The 16,482-nt window shown below is 66.7% G+C and carries 15 protein-coding genes and 1 riboswitch; of the genes, 4 read left to right on the top strand and 11 right to left on the bottom strand.

What is annotated here, in order from left to right:
* Window positions 1-107 precede the first annotated feature (107 nt).
* From E4O92_RS17410 to E4O92_RS17385, 6 genes are all read right to left on the bottom strand, one after another.
* The gene (locus E4O92_RS17410) at window positions 108-767 is read right to left on the bottom strand and encodes a GNAT family N-acetyltransferase (protein WP_135190927.1); all 660 of its coding nucleotides are present in this window, start codon (window positions 765-767) and stop codon (window positions 108-110) included.
* A gap of 48 nt (window positions 768-815) precedes the next feature.
* The gene (locus tag E4O92_RS17405) at window positions 816-2,354 is read right to left on the bottom strand and encodes a diguanylate cyclase domain-containing protein (RefSeq protein ID WP_135190926.1); all 1,539 of its coding nucleotides are present in this window, start codon (window positions 2,352-2,354) and stop codon (window positions 816-818) included.
* A gap of 101 nt (window positions 2,355-2,455) precedes the next feature.
* Window positions 2,456-3,694, bottom strand: a complete 1,239-nt coding sequence (locus E4O92_RS17400) for a multifunctional CCA addition/repair protein (RefSeq protein WP_135190925.1) — start codon at window positions 3,692-3,694, stop codon at window positions 2,456-2,458.
* A gap of 1 nt (window position 3,695) precedes the next feature.
* Window positions 3,696-4,412, bottom strand: coding sequence for a glutathione S-transferase family protein (locus E4O92_RS17395; RefSeq protein ID WP_135190924.1), 717 nt, complete (start codon window positions 4,410-4,412; stop codon window positions 3,696-3,698).
* A 20-nt stretch (window positions 4,413-4,432) separates the two neighbouring features.
* Window positions 4,433-5,395 (bottom strand): complex I NDUFA9 subunit family protein, encoded by a 963-nt coding sequence (locus tag E4O92_RS17390; protein WP_135190923.1) that lies wholly within the window; start codon window positions 5,393-5,395, stop codon window positions 4,433-4,435.
* 15 nt (window positions 5,396-5,410) lie between these two features.
* Entirely contained in the window at window positions 5,411-7,414 is a 2,004-nt protein-coding gene (locus E4O92_RS17385) for a lytic transglycosylase domain-containing protein (RefSeq protein ID WP_135190922.1), read from the bottom strand.
* Window positions 7,415-7,448: 34 nt separating this feature from the next.
* Here E4O92_RS17385 and E4O92_RS17380 point away from each other — a divergent pair, with 34 nt between their 5' ends.
* Complete coding sequence (locus E4O92_RS17380; RefSeq protein WP_135190921.1) at window positions 7,449-8,087, top strand: 5-formyltetrahydrofolate cyclo-ligase; 639 nt, start codon at window positions 7,449-7,451, stop codon at window positions 8,085-8,087.
* Between the two features lie 18 nt (window positions 8,088-8,105).
* Here E4O92_RS17380 and metF read toward each other — a convergent pair whose 3' ends face one another.
* From metF to metK, 4 genes are all read right to left on the bottom strand, one after another.
* On the bottom strand, window positions 8,106-8,939 hold the full coding sequence (gene metF, locus E4O92_RS17375) for a methylenetetrahydrofolate reductase [NAD(P)H] (RefSeq protein ID WP_135190920.1): 834 nt from the start codon (window positions 8,937-8,939) through the stop codon (window positions 8,106-8,108).
* Window positions 8,926-9,279, bottom strand: a complete 354-nt coding sequence (locus tag E4O92_RS17370) for a phage holin family protein (protein WP_135190919.1) — start codon at window positions 9,277-9,279, stop codon at window positions 8,926-8,928. Before E4O92_RS17370 ends, metF begins: the two co-directional genes overlap by 14 nt.
* A 190-nt stretch (window positions 9,280-9,469) precedes the next feature.
* Window positions 9,470-10,885 (bottom strand): adenosylhomocysteinase, encoded by a 1,416-nt coding sequence (gene ahcY / locus E4O92_RS17365; RefSeq protein ID WP_135190918.1) that lies wholly within the window; start codon window positions 10,883-10,885, stop codon window positions 9,470-9,472.
* Window positions 10,886-10,911: 26 nt separating this feature from the next.
* A riboswitch (S-adenosyl-L-homocysteine riboswitch) is annotated at window positions 10,912-10,986 on the bottom strand.
* Between the two features lie 144 nt (window positions 10,987-11,130).
* Window positions 11,131-12,297, bottom strand: a complete 1,167-nt coding sequence (gene metK / locus E4O92_RS17360; protein WP_135190917.1) for a methionine adenosyltransferase — start codon at window positions 12,295-12,297, stop codon at window positions 11,131-11,133.
* A 187-nt stretch (window positions 12,298-12,484) separates the two neighbouring features.
* On the opposite strand from metK, the gene E4O92_RS17355 reads away from it, so the two are divergent.
* Genes E4O92_RS17355 through dapF form a run of 3 tightly spaced genes read left to right on the top strand, consistent with a single transcriptional unit; the run spans window position 12,485 to window position 15,055 of the window.
* Window positions 12,485-13,336, top strand: coding sequence for a lysophospholipid acyltransferase family protein (locus tag E4O92_RS17355; protein ID WP_135190916.1), 852 nt, complete (start codon window positions 12,485-12,487; stop codon window positions 13,334-13,336).
* On the top strand, window positions 13,333-14,202 hold the full coding sequence (locus tag E4O92_RS17350; protein ID WP_135190915.1) for an LpxL/LpxP family acyltransferase: 870 nt from the start codon (window positions 13,333-13,335) through the stop codon (window positions 14,200-14,202). Before E4O92_RS17355 ends, E4O92_RS17350 begins: the two co-directional genes overlap by 4 nt.
* Window position 14,203: 1 nt before the next feature.
* Window positions 14,204-15,055, top strand: a complete 852-nt coding sequence (gene dapF, locus E4O92_RS17345; RefSeq protein ID WP_135190914.1) for a diaminopimelate epimerase — start codon at window positions 14,204-14,206, stop codon at window positions 15,053-15,055.
* A 285-nt stretch (window positions 15,056-15,340) separates the two neighbouring features.
* Here dapF and E4O92_RS17340 read toward each other — a convergent pair.
* The coding region (locus E4O92_RS17340) for a tetratricopeptide repeat protein (protein ID WP_135190913.1) at window positions 15,341-16,482 on the bottom strand (1,142 nt) is incomplete at its 5' end.

The following is a 16,482-nucleotide window of genomic DNA, read 5'->3' as shown; positions in this document are numbered from 1 at the left end:
GCGCACCTGTGCGCACGCGGTTCGCGAACGATGCATTGTGGTGGTGGCGCCGCGAGCCGGCAAACGGTGACCGCGTGCGCACAGGTGCGCACCCTACGTGGGTCGACTTACTTCTTCGGTCCAAACCACTTAATCGACTTGAGCGCGGCGCGCGTGTTGGCCTTGACCGCGTAGTCGATCAGCGCAACCTGTTCTTCCAGCGCTTCGGCCAGCACGCTCGACGGGCTGGGTGGCGGCAGGTGCAAATGCGCGTCGGCCTCGCCGTATTCGCGCTTGATCTGCATGCCGGCCTTTTTGGCAATGTGCATCATCGTCTTGTTGGACGACAGGCATTGCATGTACAGCGTGTCGATGTCGGAATTGCGGCAGTTGATGGCGGCCCGTTCGAACAAACGCGTGCCGACGCCCTGCCCGCGCGCCGATTGCGAAACCGATACGCCAAACTCGGCCACCCGCGCCTTGGTCGTCGCCCCTTTGTCTTCGGCGGGCGCGAACGCCAGGTGGCCGACGCCGACCACTTGGAACAGCTTGTTATACACGCCAAACACGATGTCGCGCGAGAAGTCGATCTTGGCGACATAGGCGCGCACCGCGTCGTCCGTCAGCCGGGCGCCGAAGCGCAGCAGGCGGTCGCTGTCGTCGAGCGCGAGGAAATGCCGCAGCACGCGGCGGCGGTCGCGCTCGCCCAGCTCCTTGACCAGCACCGCGGACCGGCCATTCTTGCCCCGCAGGCCAGCGAGCCAGCGGCTCAGTGGTTTGTCGCGCATGTTGTTCGGTCCCGCCGTGAAAACAGGCCATTCTAGCGGAATTGATCGTCAACCGGCGTCTGGTCCAGCCCACTGTGCTTGCGGGCTGATTACGAACACGCCCTTGCCGGCCTGCTTGGCCTGGTACATGGCGTGGTCGGCGTCGGCCAGCAGCGCCTGCGCGCCGCGCGCGACCCCGGCGCGGCCGCGCGCGCTCGCGATGCCGATGCTGGCCGAGATCTTGACCGGATGTCCGCCGGCCTCGGTGATGCCGTTGATCTGGTCGAGCGCCAGCTGGGCCACGCGCAGCGCGCCTTCGCGCGAGCCGACTTCCTCGAGCAGGATCACGAACTCGTCGCCGCCCAGCCGCGCCAGCGCATCTTCGGCGCGCAGCTTGTCCTGCACGCGCCGCGCCACGGACTGCAGCACCAGGTCGCCGGTCGCATGGCCATAGGTGTCGTTGACGGCCTTGAAACCGTCAAGGTCGATGAACATGACAACCACCACAGTGTTGCGACGGCCGGCGCGCACCAGCGCGTGTTCAAGCAGGTCGGTCAGGCGCCGCACGTTGACCAGGCCCGTCAGGCTGTCGTGCTGGGCCAGCATCTCGAGCTGTTGGCTCTGCGCCTGCAGCTCGGCGGTGCGCTCGGCCACGCGCAGTTCGAGCGTTTCGTTGGCGGCCTGCAGGCGCTGGTTGACTTCGCCGATGATGCGGTAGCTGCGCAGCAGGCGCAGGCCAAGGTAGACCAAAAGCGCCAGCAGCACGAGCGAATAGGCGATCAGCCAGCCGCGGAATTGCTGGCGCCTGGCCAGCTCTTGCGCGAACGAGCGGTCGAACGCGCGTCCCAGCCGATCGAGCGCTTCCTCGGCGCCGGTATTGGCGATGGCCCTCTCCAGCGCGTTGGTGGCCGGCCGGTTGACGAGGATGACGCGCGCGCTCCTGGACAGCGCGTCAATCATCTCGACCATCGCCGGCGAAAACGCGATCTCGCGCGCCTCGATGTCGCCGAGCGTTTCATCGATCTTGGAGGCGAGCGCCGGCGTGGGCGAGAGATTGAAGCGCAGGATGTAGCTGAGCAGGTCGTTGAGCAGCGTGTCGAGCCGGATCACGATGCGCGCCGGCGCCAGCACGCCTTCGATGCCGTCCAGTTCCGTTTTCATCCTGGCCACGGCCGGCGGCAGGTACAGCAGCGCGGCGTTCAGCGGCGGGGTGCGGGCCTGGTACTGCTCGACCAGCCGTTCCTTGTCGCGCATCGCCCGCAGCATCTGTTCGTAGGCGTCGCGCGCCTCGCGCCCGCGCGTGAGCGGGAGTGCCGCGCGAAGGCGTTCCTGCAGTTCGTGCATGCGCGATAACTGCGGCGTGATGTTCTCATCGAGCCCTCCCCGGCCGATGCGGGCGCGCAGGATGTTGGCGTTCCACTCGGCGTCGAGCTTTTCCAGCTCGCGCAGGTTGAGCATGACCTCGTTCTGGGCTTGCAAGTCGATGCCGGCGGTGCGGATGAACAGGAAAACCAGCAGCAGGGTCAGCACGGCCACGGCTGCAAACGCAAGTTGCAAAGGACGGCGCCGCCCCATTCCGGCTACGCGCCGTGCCAAACCGGCAAACATCAAACCCCTCCGTTGCAACAATGCCTATAAGCGCCAGCGGCCTGGCATCGGATATTCCATCGCGCAAGGCGCGCGCAGAGAGGATAGCAAAACTGTCGAGGTTAGTCGCGCACGTTGTGCTGGGCGTCCTTGACCGCGCGCACCCGCGCGGCGTGGATCGCCTCCGGAATCTTTTCCTTGTTCTCGACGTAGCGCGCGGCCACCTCGCCGGCGTTGACGGCGCGCGCCGCCGCCAAAGCATGCAGCAGCAGCGGGCCCTGGAGATAGGGACGGGTGCGAAATGCCGGCTCGCCGCCGGCGCGGCCGCGCGCATCGCATTCGCAGGCGAGCAGCATCTGCGCGAAGCGTTCGGGCTTGCGGAACGCGTCGCAGCGTTCGAACAGGGTGACGATGGTGTTGGGGCGCAGCTCCTGGGCGCGGCTGACGTTGCCGTGCTCGCGCGCCGTCATCACGGCCAGCTCACGGCAGTCGTTGGGCACGCGCAGGCGCTTGGACAGCTCGGTCACCAGCCTGACGCCGACGCCTTCGTGGCCGTGGTGGGCAGGCCAGGCGTCGCTCGGGGTCGCGCCCTTGCCCAGGTCGTGCATCAGCGCGGCAAAGCGCACCGGCAGCTCGAAGCCGCGCTCGGCGGCGTAGTCGATCACCAGCATCATGTGCGCGCCGGTGTCCACTTCCGGGTGGTGCAGCGCCGGCTGCGGCACGCCCCACAGCGCGTCCAGTTCGGGCATGATGCGCGCCAGCGCGCCGCACTCGCGCAGCACGGCGAGCATGCGGGAGGGCTGGCGTTCCATCAGGCCGCGCGCGATCTCCTGCCATACGCGCTCCGGCACCAGGGCATCGACTTCGCCGTGCTCGACCATCTTGCGCATCAGCGCGAGGGTCTCATCGGCCACGCGAAATTCCGGGAAGCGCGCGGCAAAGCGCGCCAGGCGCAAAATCCGCACCGGGTCTTCGGCGAAGGCCGGCGACACGTGCCGGAACACGCGATTTTGCAGGTCGGCCAGCCCGCCGTAGGGGTCGACGATGGTGCCGTCCTCGGCGCGCGCCATGGCGTTGATGGTCAGGTCGCGCCGCACCAGATCGTCCTCCAGCTTGACGTCGGGCGCGGTATGGAACACGAAGCCGTGGTAGCCGGGCGCGGTCTTGCGCTCGGTGCGCGCGAGCGCGTACTCCTCCTGCGTCGCGGGATGCAGGAACACCGGAAAGTCCTTGCCCACGGGGCGAAAACCGCGTTCGATCATTTCGTCGGGCGTGGCGCCGACCACGACCCAGTCATGGTCCTGCACCGGCAGCCCGAGCAGCTCGTCGCGCACGGCGCCGCCAACTACGTAAGCCTTCATCTCAATCCTTCGGCAGCTCGGCGTCGTGCAGTGGGGTCGGCTCGGTTTCCGCCAGCGCGCCTTCGATCCACTGCGCCACCGCAGGGTGAGCGAGCACGCGCTCGCAGTAGGCCTGCAGTGCCGGCGCCAGCACCACGCCGTAGGTCTGGAAGCGCGTGACCACCGGCGCGAAGAACGCGTCGGCGATCGAGAAGTCGCCGAACAGGAAGCGGTGGTGGTTCGAGCGCGCCAGGCATTCTTCCCAGATTTCACAGATGCGGCCGATGTCGGCCTGGCTGTCGGCGGTGCGCCCGCGTCCCGGCAGGCGCGCCTTGATGTTCATTGACATGGCGGTGCGCAGGCCGGTAAAGCCGGAATGCATCTCGGCCACCACGGACCGTGCCATGGCGCGCGCGGCCACGTCGCGCGGCCACATGTGCTTGTCGGGGAACTGCTCGGCCAGGTATTCGCAGATGGCCAGGCTGTCCCACACTGTGATCTCGCCAGCCAGCAGCACCGGCACCCGGCCGGCCTGCGAATAGCGCGCGATGTTGGTGGCGGTGTCCGGCCGGTCGAGCAGCACCCGCACTTCGGTGAACGGAATGCCAAACGCCCTGGCCGCGACCCAGGGGCGCATCGACCAGGACGAGATGTTCTTGTTGCCGATGACGAGCGTGAGCCCCGGCTGGCGTGCCTGTTCCAGGGTCTGCGACAGGGTCGGATCGAGTTCGGTTTGCATGGCTTTTCTCTTTCGGTGGATTAGCGTCCGGGATGGCTGCGGAACAGGCTTAGCCGTTCGGTTGGGTGCAGGTAGTTCGGCGCGACCGCTTCGAGCGCCGTCAGCTTGATTCCGAGCGCGTCCGCCGTCAAGGCCCCGATCGCCGGATCGAGCACGTTGTCGACCTTCATCGACTCAAGGTTATCACGGCTTATCAGGGGTTCGCCCGGCAGCAGCTCTAACAGCCAGGCCTGCTGCACGGCGAGGAAATACGGCAGTTCGATGATCGGGCGCTCGTGGCCGGAATAATGGCCGGCCAGGCGAACCAGTTCGGACAGGGTGTAGATGTTCGGACCACCGAGCTGGTACACCTGGTGGCGCGTCTTGGGATCGGCCAGCGCGTGCACGAAAGCGGCCGCCACGTCGCCCACGAAGACCGGCTGGAACGCCGCGTTGGGACAGGCCAGCGGCACCACCGGCGTCAATCGCTGCAGGCGCGCGAACATGTTCATGAAGTGGTCCTCGGGGCCGAACACGACCGAGGGACGGAAGATCGTCGCCGCGACCTCCGGATGGCTGCGCGCGGCCAGTTCGCCGGCGGCCTTGGAGCGCTGGTACATCGAAGGACCGTTCACGTCCGCACCGAGCGCGCTCATGTGCAGGTAGCGCGGCACCTTCTCGAGCGCGCAGGCGTCGACGATCTTCTGGGGCAGTTCCACGTGGGCCCGTGCGAAGTCCGGTCCGTACGGCGTGCCGGGACGCGAGTGCAGGATGCCCACCAGGTTGATCGCCGCGTCGCGGCCGGCCACCAGTTCGCGCAGCGTGCCCTCATGGTGGATGTCCACTTCCACCACTTCCACCGTGGCCAGCTCCAAGAGGTGCTTGGCCTTCTCGAAGCGGCGGGTGGGAACCGTCACGCGTATTTCCTCGGCGGCCAACTGGGCAACTAGATGGCTGCCGATGAAGCCGGAACCGCCGAATACCACCACGTTCATCTCTCGCATGGGACCTCGCTTTGGTTAGGGAAGGATGGCTGCTCCTGTGCCGGAAGGCGCAACCGAACCGATGCGCGCCTTCAGCGATTGCGGCTGGCTGGTGAACAGGGCCGCGTAATTGGTTGCGTTGGCCATCACGTTGCGCACGTAGATGCGGGTTTCGCTGAACGGGATGGTCTCGATGAATACCGCGCTCTCCATCGGTGCGCGCAGCGTACCGCGCCAGCTGCGCGCGCGCGACGGGCCGGCGTTGTAGGCGGCGGTGGCCAGCACCTGCGAGTTATCCTGCCCGGTCAAGACCATGTTCAGGTAGTTGGTGCCCAGCGTGATGTTGGTGTGCAGGTCGTGCAGCATCGTGTGCACGAAGTCGGACAGGCCGATCTTCCCGGCGACCCACTTGCCGGTCGAGGGCATCACCTGCATCAGGCCGGAAGCGCCGGCGCCGGAGCGGGCGTCCGGGATGAAGCGCGACTCCTGCCGGATCAGGCCATAGATCCACGCCCGGTCCAGGCCCAGGCCTTTCGCGGCCGGGCCCATGATGTCGTCGTGCGGGTCCGGGAAGCGCTGCGCGTAGTTGAACTCCTTGCGGGTGCGGCCCGAGGTGTCGATCATGCGGTCGAGGATGTTGTTCTGGCGCGCGTACTCGGCGGCGGCCAGCAGCTGGCGCTCCGAAAAATCGCGCAGCGTCCAGTTCCATTCGCGCGTGCCTTCGAAACGCAGGCCCAGGCTGAAGAACTTGAGCGCGCGTTTGAAGCCCGGGTTGGCCGAGACCAGCGCCATTTCGGCCGGGGTCGGCGCCGCGGCCATCGGCGGGATCGTCACCAGATCGCCCAGTTCCTCCATCGCCAGCTGGCCGTAGAAGGTGTTCTGCTCGGCGATGCGGCGGTACAGGGCCTCGGCCTGTTCGTGGTCGCCCTGGCTCGCCAGCGCGCGGCCGCGCCAGTAGATCCAGACAGGATCATCACGCAGCGCGCGCGGCATCGCCTCGATGGTCGCCCTGACCTGCTTCCAGTCGCCGTGGCGCAGGGCGATGCGCGTCTTCCACTGCAGCTGATCGAGCGACAGCGGGGCGCCGTGTGCCTTTTTCCAGTAGTCCGCCGCCTCCGGCGCCAGCGCCAGCGATGCGGCCAGGGCCACGTTCGACCAGCCGATCGCGCGCTCCTCGGCCGAGAGCTTGGACGCATTCTTGTCCAGGGCGACGGTAGCGAGTTTGAGGCTGGTGCGCGCCATGCGACCGATGGCGATCAGGTAGATCTCGTGTTCGGCGCGGGTCTTGCCGATCCCGCGCGCCATCGCCAGCGCCGGAAAGTCGACTGCCTGCGCGGCGCGCGTGTCGGAGGCGCCAAGCAGCAAGGCCGTGCGGCGCGCCGGGCCGGTGGCATGCATCTCGCCTGCCAGGCGCAGTTGCGCCAGCAGGTCGTTGGTGGTGAACTGGCCGGTCTGCGCCAGGTGCGCCACCAGCGCCGCGCCGGCGTCGCCGTAACCAGGCGGATTGGTGAGCTGGGCGCGCGCCTCGTCGGCGACCTTTTCGCCCTTGAGCGCGCGTGCGAGCAGCGCGTACAGCCTGACCTGGTAGTCGTCGTTCCTGACGAACAGCGGCAGTTCGCGCTCGAAGTTGGCCCAGTCGCGCATGCGTCCCAGCTCGAGCAGCCAGTCGTTGCGCAGGCGGTCGGCGATTGCGCTGCCATCGTACTTGCGCAAGAAGGCGCGGATTTCGTCGGCCGGCGCGTCCTTCAACCTTGGTTTGAGACGATAATAGTCGACGTAGGACGGGATCGCGTAGTTCGGCAGGCGGCTGGCAAAGGCGTTGGCCTTGTCGGCATCGTTCTGGCGCACGGCTTCGCGCAGTTGCAGGAAGATGTCGTCGTCGGCCCGGGCGTCGCCCTGCATTGCGCTGGCTGCGGGCACGGGCGGGACAGCCGCCGGCGCGGGGGCGGGCGTGCTTTCCTCCTGCGGGAGCTGGACGGCAGCGGACAGGGTGCAGGCAGCGGCGAGCATCGCGCCGGCTAACAATCTCAACGGAAACATCAATCCATCTTTCAACATACGCTTCATTCAAACGATGACCGGCCATTCAAGAATACCATGCGCACCAAGCCTCCTGCCAGCCTCCGCCACGGGCATTGCAGGCAGTGACGCAGTAAGTGAACACCAGGCGGCAAAGGCGGCATTGCGCGCAGCGCTGCGATCGCGGCGGCGCTCGATCGAGCCGGCCGCCAAACAGCAATGGGATGAGCGCATCGGAGAGCAGGTGCTGGCATGGTGCCGCGCCGGACAGGTGCCGTCGCTGGGGGTGTATTGGCCGATCCATGGTGAGCCGGACCTGCGCGCGGCCTACGAGGAACTGGTGCAGGCCGGCGTGCGGCTGGCGCTGCCGGTGGTGGTGACGCGCGACGCGCCGCTCGCGTTCGCGGCCTGGACCCCGGGCGACCCGCTGGTGACGGACGGGATGGGCGTGATGGTGCCGGGCGACCTGCATTTCGTGGAGAGGCCGCCGGCCCTGCTGCTGCCTTGCCTGGGGTTTAACGCGCAAGGCTATCGGCTGGGATATGGCGGCGGATACTACGACCGCACGCTGGAGGCCACGCCACGGCCATACACGCTGGGCATTGCCTATGCGTGCCTGCAGGCCCAGTTCGGCCATGCGGCGCATGACGTGCCGCTCGATGTGGTGGTGACGGAAGAGACGAACGTGGCTTAAGCGCCACGTTCGCCATTCTCACCGGCTGACCAGCCGCTGCCAGATCGCGGTCGTGGCCACCGCCTGGTTCATGCTGTAGAAATGCAACCCCGGCGCGCCGCCAGCCAGCAGGCGTTCGCACAAGGCGGTCACCACGTCCAGCCCGAACGCCTTGATCGACGCGGTATCGTCGCCAAAGCTCGCCAGTTTCAGCCGCACCCAGCGCGGGATCTCGGCGCCGCACATCTCGGAAAAGCGCATCAGCTGGGTGTAATTGGTGATCGGCATGATGCCGGCCACGATCGGCACGTCCACGCCCAGCTTGCGCACGCCGTCGACGAACTGGAAGTACGAGTCCGCGTTGTAGAAATACTGGGTGATGGCGGCATTCGCGCCGGCCTTGACCTTGCGGGCGAAGTTCTGCAGGTCGTCCTGCGGCGACCGGGCCTGCGGGTGCATCTCGGGATAGGCCGCGACCTCGATGTGGAACCAGTCGCCCGTTTCGGCGCGGATGAATTCGACCAGCTCGTTGGCGTAGCGGAACTCACCGGCGCCGCCGTAGCCGCTAGGCAAGTCACCGCGCAGGGCCACCAGGCGGCGGATGCCGTGCGCCTGGAACTGCTGGAGGATGGCGCGCACCGATTCGCGGCTGCCGCCCACGCACGACAGGTGCGGCGCGGCGGGATGGCCTTCGGACTGGATCTCGAGCACGGTGTCGAGCGTGCCCTGCTGGGTGCTGCCGCCGGCGCCGAACGTCACCGAAAAATACTTCGGACGCAGCTCGGCCAGTTGCCGGCGCGTCGCGCGCAGCTTCTCCGCGCCCTCGGGCGTTTTGGGCGGGAAAAACTCGATACTGAAATTATGGGTTTCCATGTTTGTCCAGGAGCAGAGTGGAAAGCGCCCACGAAATGATGCTGTACAGGATGGCGGCAAGGAACGCCGACCAGAATCCGGCAACATAAAAGCCTGCGACCACCTGCGCGACCAGCCAGAACAGGAAGGCGTTGATGATCAGGATGAACAGGCCAAGCGACACCAGCGTGACCGGCAGAGTCAGCAGGACAAGCACGGGACGGATCAGGGTGTTGACCAGTCCCAGCAGCAGCGCGGCGATCAGCGCGGTGCCGATGCTGGTAACGGTGACGGAGTGCATCAGGTACGGGAGCGCCATCAGGGCGATGGCGTTGATCAACCAGGTCAAAAGCAGGCGCATGACTTCGATCTTTCGTGTGACGCGGGCAAGGTGTGCCCGGGCGTAGGGTGCGCACCTGTGCGCACGCGGTCAGGCCCCTGATCAGCCGGACCGGCTGGCATTTGCGACGCGGCAGATCAGCCGTACCGCGTGCGCACGGGTGCGCACCCTACGTGTTACAGCTGGCGGTGGCGCCAGCCTTCTTTACAGATCAGTAACGGTAGTGGTCGGCCTTGTACGGGCCTTCCTGGTTCACGTTGATGTACGCGGCCTGCTCGTCGGTCAGCTTGGTCAGCTGCGCGTTGAGCTTCTTGAGCTGCAGGCGTGCGACCTTCTCGTCCAGCTTCTTGGGCAGCGTGTACACGCCAACCGGGTAGGCGGCGGTGTTGGTGAACAGTTCGATCTGGGCGATGGTCTGGTTCGCGAACGACGAGCTCATCACGTAGGACGGGTGGCCGGTGGCGCAGCCCAGGTTCACCAGGCGGCCTTCGGCCAGCAGGATGATGCGGTGGCCGTCCGGGAAGATCACGTGGTCGACCTGCGGCTTGATGTTCTCCCACTGGTACTTGCGCAGCGCGGCGACTTCGATTTCGTTGTCGAAGTGGCCGATGTTGCAGACGATCGCCTGGTCCTTCATGCGCAGCATGTGCTGCTCGGTGATGACGTGGTAGTTGCCGGTGCAGGTGACGAAGATGTCGCCGTGTTCGGCGGCATAGTCCATCGTGACCACGCGGTAGCCTTCCATCGCGGCCTGCAGTGCGCAGATCGGGTCGATCTCGGTGACCCACACCTGGGCCGACAGCGCGCGCATGGCCTGGGCCGAGCCCTTGCCGACGTCGCCGTAGCCGCAGATGACGGCGATCTTGCCGGCGACCATGACGTCGGTCGCGCGCTTGATGCCGTCCACCAGCGATTCGCGGCAGCCGTACAGGTTGTCGAACTTGGACTTGGTGACCGAGTCGTTGACGTTGATGGCCGGGAAGGACAGCTTGCCGTCCTTGTGCATCTGGTACAGGCGGTGCACGCCGGTGGTGGTCTCTTCGGTCACGCCGCGGATAGCCGGCAGGCGCTTGGAGTACCACTGCGGGTCGCGCGCGAGGCGGCCGCGGATGGCGTTGAACAGGCAAATCTCTTCTTCGGAGCCGGGCTTGGCCAGCACCGAAATGTCCTGTTCGGCGCGCGCGCCCAGGTGCAGCAGCAGGGTGGCGTCGCCGCCGTCGTCGAGGATCATATTGGCATGGTCATCGCCCGGCCATTCGAAAATGCGGTGGGTGTATTCCCAATATTCGTCCAGCGTCTCGCCTTTGACCGCGAACACCGGGGTGCCAACCGCGGCGATGGCGGCAGCGGCGTGGTCCTGGGTCGAGTAGATGTTGCACGATGCCCAACGCACCGTGGCGCCGAGCGCTTCCAGCGTGCGGATCAGCACGGCGGTCTGGATCGTCATGTGCAGCGAGCCGGCAATGCGCGCGCCCTTGAGCGGCTGGCTGGCGGCGTATTCCTCGCGGATCGCCATCAGGCCCGGCATTTCGGTTTCCGCGATGCGGATTTCCTTCTCGCCCCAAGCGGCGAGGGAGATGTCGGCAACGTGGAAGTCTTGGTTGTGTTCTTTGAGTACGGCGCTCATCACGCCCTCCTTTCAGTTAGAAAAAAGTAACGTGAGCGCGGTTGTGTGGATATCCGAGCCTGGCGAAAACGGGAGTTTTCGTCGCAACGCTCCTCGGAATGGCGAAGTTTAGCACGACCACGTCGTCCCCGCGAAGGCGGGGACCCATGCTGAGCGTCCTGGCCCGTGCAAACCTTTCGGCCGTGGAAGCGGTCTATGGGTCCCCGCCAAGGGGGGCGCCGAGCCCGGGGACGACGTTCTATCGGTTAGCTCAGCCCGGCTTCGGCGCGCAGCAGCGCCGCCTTGTCGGTGCGCTCCCAGGTGAATTCCGGCTCCTCACGGCCGAAGTGGCCGTAGGCGGCCGACTTGGCGTAGATCGGGCGCAGCAGGTCGAGCATCTGCACGATGCCCTTCGGACGCAGGTCGAAGTGCTCCATCACCAGCTGGGCGATCTTTTCGTCCGGGATCACGCCGGTGCCTTCGGTGTAGACCGTGATGTTGATCGGCTTGGCCACGCCGATCGCGTAGCTCACCTGCACCTGGCACTGGCGCGCCAGGCCAGCGGCCACGATGTTCTTGGCCACGTAGCGCGCAGCGTAGGCCGCCGAACGGTCGACCTTGGACGGGTCCTTGCCCGAGAACGCGCCGCCGCCGTGCGGGGCCGCGCCGCCGTAGGTGTCGACGATGATCTTGCGGCCGGTCAGGCCGCAGTCGCCCTGCGGGCCGCCGATGACGAAGCGGCCGGTCGGGTTGACCAGGAAGCGGGTGCCGGACAGCCATTCCTTGGGCAGCACCGGCTTGATGATTTCCTCGATCACCGCTTCCTCGATCTGCGAGTGGCTGATCTCCGGCGCGTGCTGGGTCGACAGCACCACGGTATCGACCGCGACCGGGCGGCCGTCGACGTAGCGCAGCGTGACCTGCGACTTGGCGTCCGGGCGCAGCCACGGCAGGCGGCCATCCTTGCGCAGCTGCGACTGGCGCTCGACCAGGCGGTGCGCGTAGTGGATCGCGGCCGGCATCAGTTCAGCGGTCTCGTCGCAGGCGTAGCCGAACATCAGGCCCTGGTCGCCGGCGCCCTGGTCAAGGTCGATGCCGGCGCCCTCGTCGACACCCTGGGCGATGTCGGGCGACTGACGGTCGTAGCAGACCATCACCGCGCAGCCCTTGTAGTCGATGCCGAAATCGGTGTTGTCGTAGCCGATGCGCTTGATGGTGTTGCGCGCGACCTGAATATAATCGACGTTGGCGTGGGTCGTGATTTCACCCGCCAGCACCACCAGGCCGGTGTTGCACAGGGTTTCGGCGGCCACGCGGGCACGCGGATCCTGTTCGAGGATCGCGTCGAGGATGGCGTCGGAAATCTGGTCAGCGACCTTGTCGGGGTGGCCTTCCGAGACGGACTCGGAAGTGAAAAGGTAGTCGTTGGACATTGGAGCTCCTTGTTACTGTTCAAGTAATTGCCGCAGCAACAAGTTGCGTGCGACGCTTTAGCGACATTTATATTCCGCTTCGCAAGTTGTCTATTAACTCGGCGGATCCTGCGTAAAGTGGTATTTTACGCGTCTTAAGAAATTTTGGCATGGCAAGTCGCCACGTCCTTATATCCCCCTCAATCGAATGCTAGTTTTACTTTTCCGTTTTCTATCAGTCTTTCCCCTGCCCATGCTGCATGCGCTCGGGGCCGCGCTGGGCTGGCTGGTCTACCTGTCCTCCCCGTCTTACCGCCGGCGGCTCGCCGCCAACCTTGAACTGGCCGGCTACGGCCGCTACCGCCGCCAGGCCATTGCCGAAGCCGGCAAGGCGATCATCGAACTGGCGTTCGTCTGGTGCGCCAACCCGGCACGCGTTGCGCGCCATGCCAGCGTCGAGAACTGGGACCTGGTGCAGGCCAGGCTCGACGCCGGCAAGGGCATTGTATTCCTGACGCCGCATCTGGGCTGTTTTGAAATGACAGCCCAGCAGATCGCGCTGCGCACGGCGCTCACCGTCATGTACCGTCCGCCGCGCAAGAGCGCGCTCAAACCGCTGGTCGAGGGCGCACGCGCGCGCCACAACCTGCATCTGGCGCCGGCCAACCTGGCCGGGGTGCGCATCCTGGCCAAGACGCTCAAAGGCGGCCAGCCGATCGGCTTGTTACCGGACCAGGTGCCGCAGGAAGGCGAAGGCGTGTGGGCGGCGTTCTTCGGGCGCGCTGCCTACACCATGACGCTGCCGGCCAAGCTGGCACAGCTGGGCAAGGCCGACATCCTGCTGGTCTACGCCGAGCGCCGGCCGCGCGGCCAAGGCTACGTGGTGCGCTTCGTGCCGTTCGAGGGCGACCTGTCCGGCACGCCGGCCGAGCAGGCGGAGGCAATCAACCGCGCGATGGAACAGCTGATCGCGCGCTGCCCGGCCCAATATTTCTGGAGCTATAACCGCTACAAGCGACCGCCGGGCGTGCCCCTGCCTTCGAGCGAGGCGGTAGCATGAGGTTGCTGATCGGATTTTTGTGGCTGCTGCATTGGCTGCCACTGCCCGTTCTCGGGCGTTTTGGCGAGGCTGTCGGCAGCCTCATGTTTTATTTCATCCCCAAGCGGCGCAAGATTGCTCTGACTAATCTGCGGCTGTGCATGCCGGAGCTGTCGGAACGGGAACGCGTGGCGCTGGCCAAGCGCCATTTCCAGGCCTATTCGCGCAGCATTTTCGAGCGTGCCGTGCTGTGGTGGGCGCCGATTCCGCGTATCCGCAGCCTGATCCACGCCGAGCCGCGGGTACCGAAGGAGGAGATGGAAAGCGGCCCGGTGATCCTGTTCTGCCCGCATTTCGTGTGCCTGGACGTGGCCGCGCTGGCCGCGCGCGCGGTGCCCGGCGCGACCATCTATGCGCCGCAGAAGAACAAGCTGTTCGATGAAATGCTCAGCCGCGGACGCAACCGCTTCGGCCCGGTGCGCCTTATCCCGCGCAAGGACGGGGTCAAGCCGATCCTGCGCGCACTGCGCGAGGGCCTGCCCTACTTCATGCTGCCCGACATGGACTTCGGCGAAAAGGATTCCGAGTTCGTGCCCTTCTTCGGCGTGCCGGCCGCGACCCTGACGGCGATGGGCCGCATCGCCGCCGCCGCCCGCGCCAAGGTGATCCCGGTGATCGCCACCTACGAGCCGAACTACCAGGGCTGGCGCGTCAAGTTCTACCCGGCATGGGAGAATTATCCGGGGGACGACATGATCGAGGCGACGCGCCGCATGAACGCCTTCATCGAGGACCGGGTGCGCGAGGCACCGGCCGAATATTTCTGGACCCACAAGCGCTTCAAGACGCGTCCGGCGGGCGAGCCGTCGGTGTACGATGACAATTAATATGAAACTGAAATTTACCAAGATGCACGGCGCCGGCAACGACTTCGTCGTGATCGACGCGATCAACCAGCAGGTCGATCTCACCAGCGAGCAATGGAAACGGCTGGGCGACCGCCGCTTCGGCGTGGGCGCCGACCAGATCCTGGTGGTCGAGCGCCCGACCGTGCCCGGGGCCGACTTCCGCTACCGGATCTACAACGCCGACGGCGGCGAGGTCGAGCAGTGCGGCAACGGTTCGCGCGCGTTCGTGCGCTTCGTGGTCGACAAGGGCCTGACGCAGGCGCGCAGCATCCGGGTCCAGACCATGGGCGGCATCATCGAGCCGCGCCTGGAAGAGGACGGCAACGTCACGGTCGACATGGGCGCGCCCCGGCTCGAGCCGGCGCAGGTGCCGTTCGACAACAGCAACCTGCCTGGTGAGGCCCAGGGGCGCGACATGCTGTGGCCGCTTACGATCGGGCAGCAGACCGTCCTGGTCTCGGTGGTTTCGATGGGCAATCCACATGCGGTGCAGGTGGTCGAGGACGTCGAGACCGCCCCCGTTCTGGAGACCGGGCCGCTGATCGAGCACCACCCGCGCTTTCCCAAGCGGGTGAACGCCGGCTTTTTGCAGGTGCAGGGTCGCCACCACGTGAAGCTGCGGGTGTACGAGCGCGGCGCCGGCGAAACGCTGGCCTGCGGCACCGGCGCCTGCGCCGCGGTGGTCGCCGGCATCCGGCGCGGCCTGCTCGATTCGCCCGTGCACGTGCGTGCGCGCGGCGGCGAGCTCACCATTTCGTGGGCCGGCGAAGGGCAACCGGTCTACATGCGCGGGCCGGCGGTCACGGTGTTCGAAGGCGAGATCGAGCTTTAAGAAGGTTGTTTCAAAAAGCTATGTCACCGTGAGCTGGGGGCGTAAGGTGGCCAGCCGAACGCCCACGCGTTCAGCGATGAGCGGGCATATTCTTATCAGGTTCCGTGTTCGTTGAACGCGTGGGCGTTCGTAAAGTCGGCCACTGGCCAACTTTACCCCGCCCACCCTCCGGCGCCATTCCCCCATAGGCCGCGCGAATGTCGGCTCAGTATGGGTTCCGGCCTCCGCGGGAACGACGTGCAGGGGGCCCGACGTCCCCCTCCTGAGCGCTCATGCTGGCAAACCTCAAGCCGCCAGGCTGTAGTCCAGCCCTTCGCCGCTGCGCGCGCTGTCGAGCAAGGTGCGCAGACGGTACAGGCGCTGGCGGTAATTCCCTTCCGGGCCGGTGGGGCCGCAATCGATGTTGTCGAACAGCCGCACGATGCGGTCCAGCCCCTGCCGCTCCTGCGCGTTCTCGATCATCACCAGCCGGCGCTTGCTGCGTCCGTAGCTGGCGCGGATGTCGATCACCAGGCAGTGGCCGTGGTCGGCCGCCTTCACGTCCAGCAGCAAGGCTTCCGCCCGCGACAGGCTAAACAGCGCCGCCAGCTCGAGCCGCGCAGCCAGCAATGGATGGGTGGCGGCGATGTCGCGCGCGCAGCCGGACAAGGCCCCGGTCTCGGTGTAGGCCGGCGCGCTGCTGCGCGGGGCGATCTTGCGCAGCGCGGCGGCGGCCTCCTCGCTGCCCTGGGCGGCCGCCTTCTGCAGCCAGTACACCGCCCGCACATCGTTGTTCTCGTTCTCGCGGCGCGCGCGCCACGCATTGTTGCCACATTCGAGCTGGGCATCGCGGTAGCCCATTTCGGCGGCGCGCTCCAGGTATTTCTGCGCGTCCGCGATATTACGCTGCGAAAACTCCGGCTTGATATAAATGCGCGACAGCGCATACCAGGCCTCGGCCAGGCCCTGCTCCCCCGCCAGCGTCAGCCAGCGGATCGCCTTCTTGAAATTGGCCGAGCCGGCGCCGCCGGCGACGCGCTTGCCATCGACCTGCATGCGCGCGTACCACAGCCCCAGCGCCAGCTGGGCATGGCGGTCGTGCTCGGCCGCGGCCAGCTCCCAGAAGCGGTGCAGCTCGGCCGGCTCGACCGCATGTCCGCCCCCCTTTTCGGCCACATCGGGCGCCAGCAGCCGCGCGCAGCGCGACAGCAGGGTGACCTCGTCCGGCGACAGGCGCTGGGTGCCCTTGCCGTTGCCGGCCGCCACGGCCAGCGTGCGCGCCAGCGGCAGGGCGCGCTCGAGGTAGGCCTGGTGGCGATCGCCTTCCCAGGCCTGTTCGAGCAGCGCGTACTGCGCTTCGGTCACGCCATTGTCGGCCGCGCGCCGCAGCCAGCGCTGGCCGCTGGGATGCGCCCCGGCGGGCATGGTGCTGGGCGCCGCCGGCGCCG

It is taken from the genome of Massilia horti, assembly GCF_004614195.1.
In the GTDB taxonomy this organism is placed as follows: Bacteria; Pseudomonadota; Gammaproteobacteria; order Burkholderiales; family Burkholderiaceae_D; genus Telluria; species Telluria horti.
Note: the sequence above shows the minus strand (reverse complement) of the source record. Positions and strands in the feature narration are given on the sequence as shown.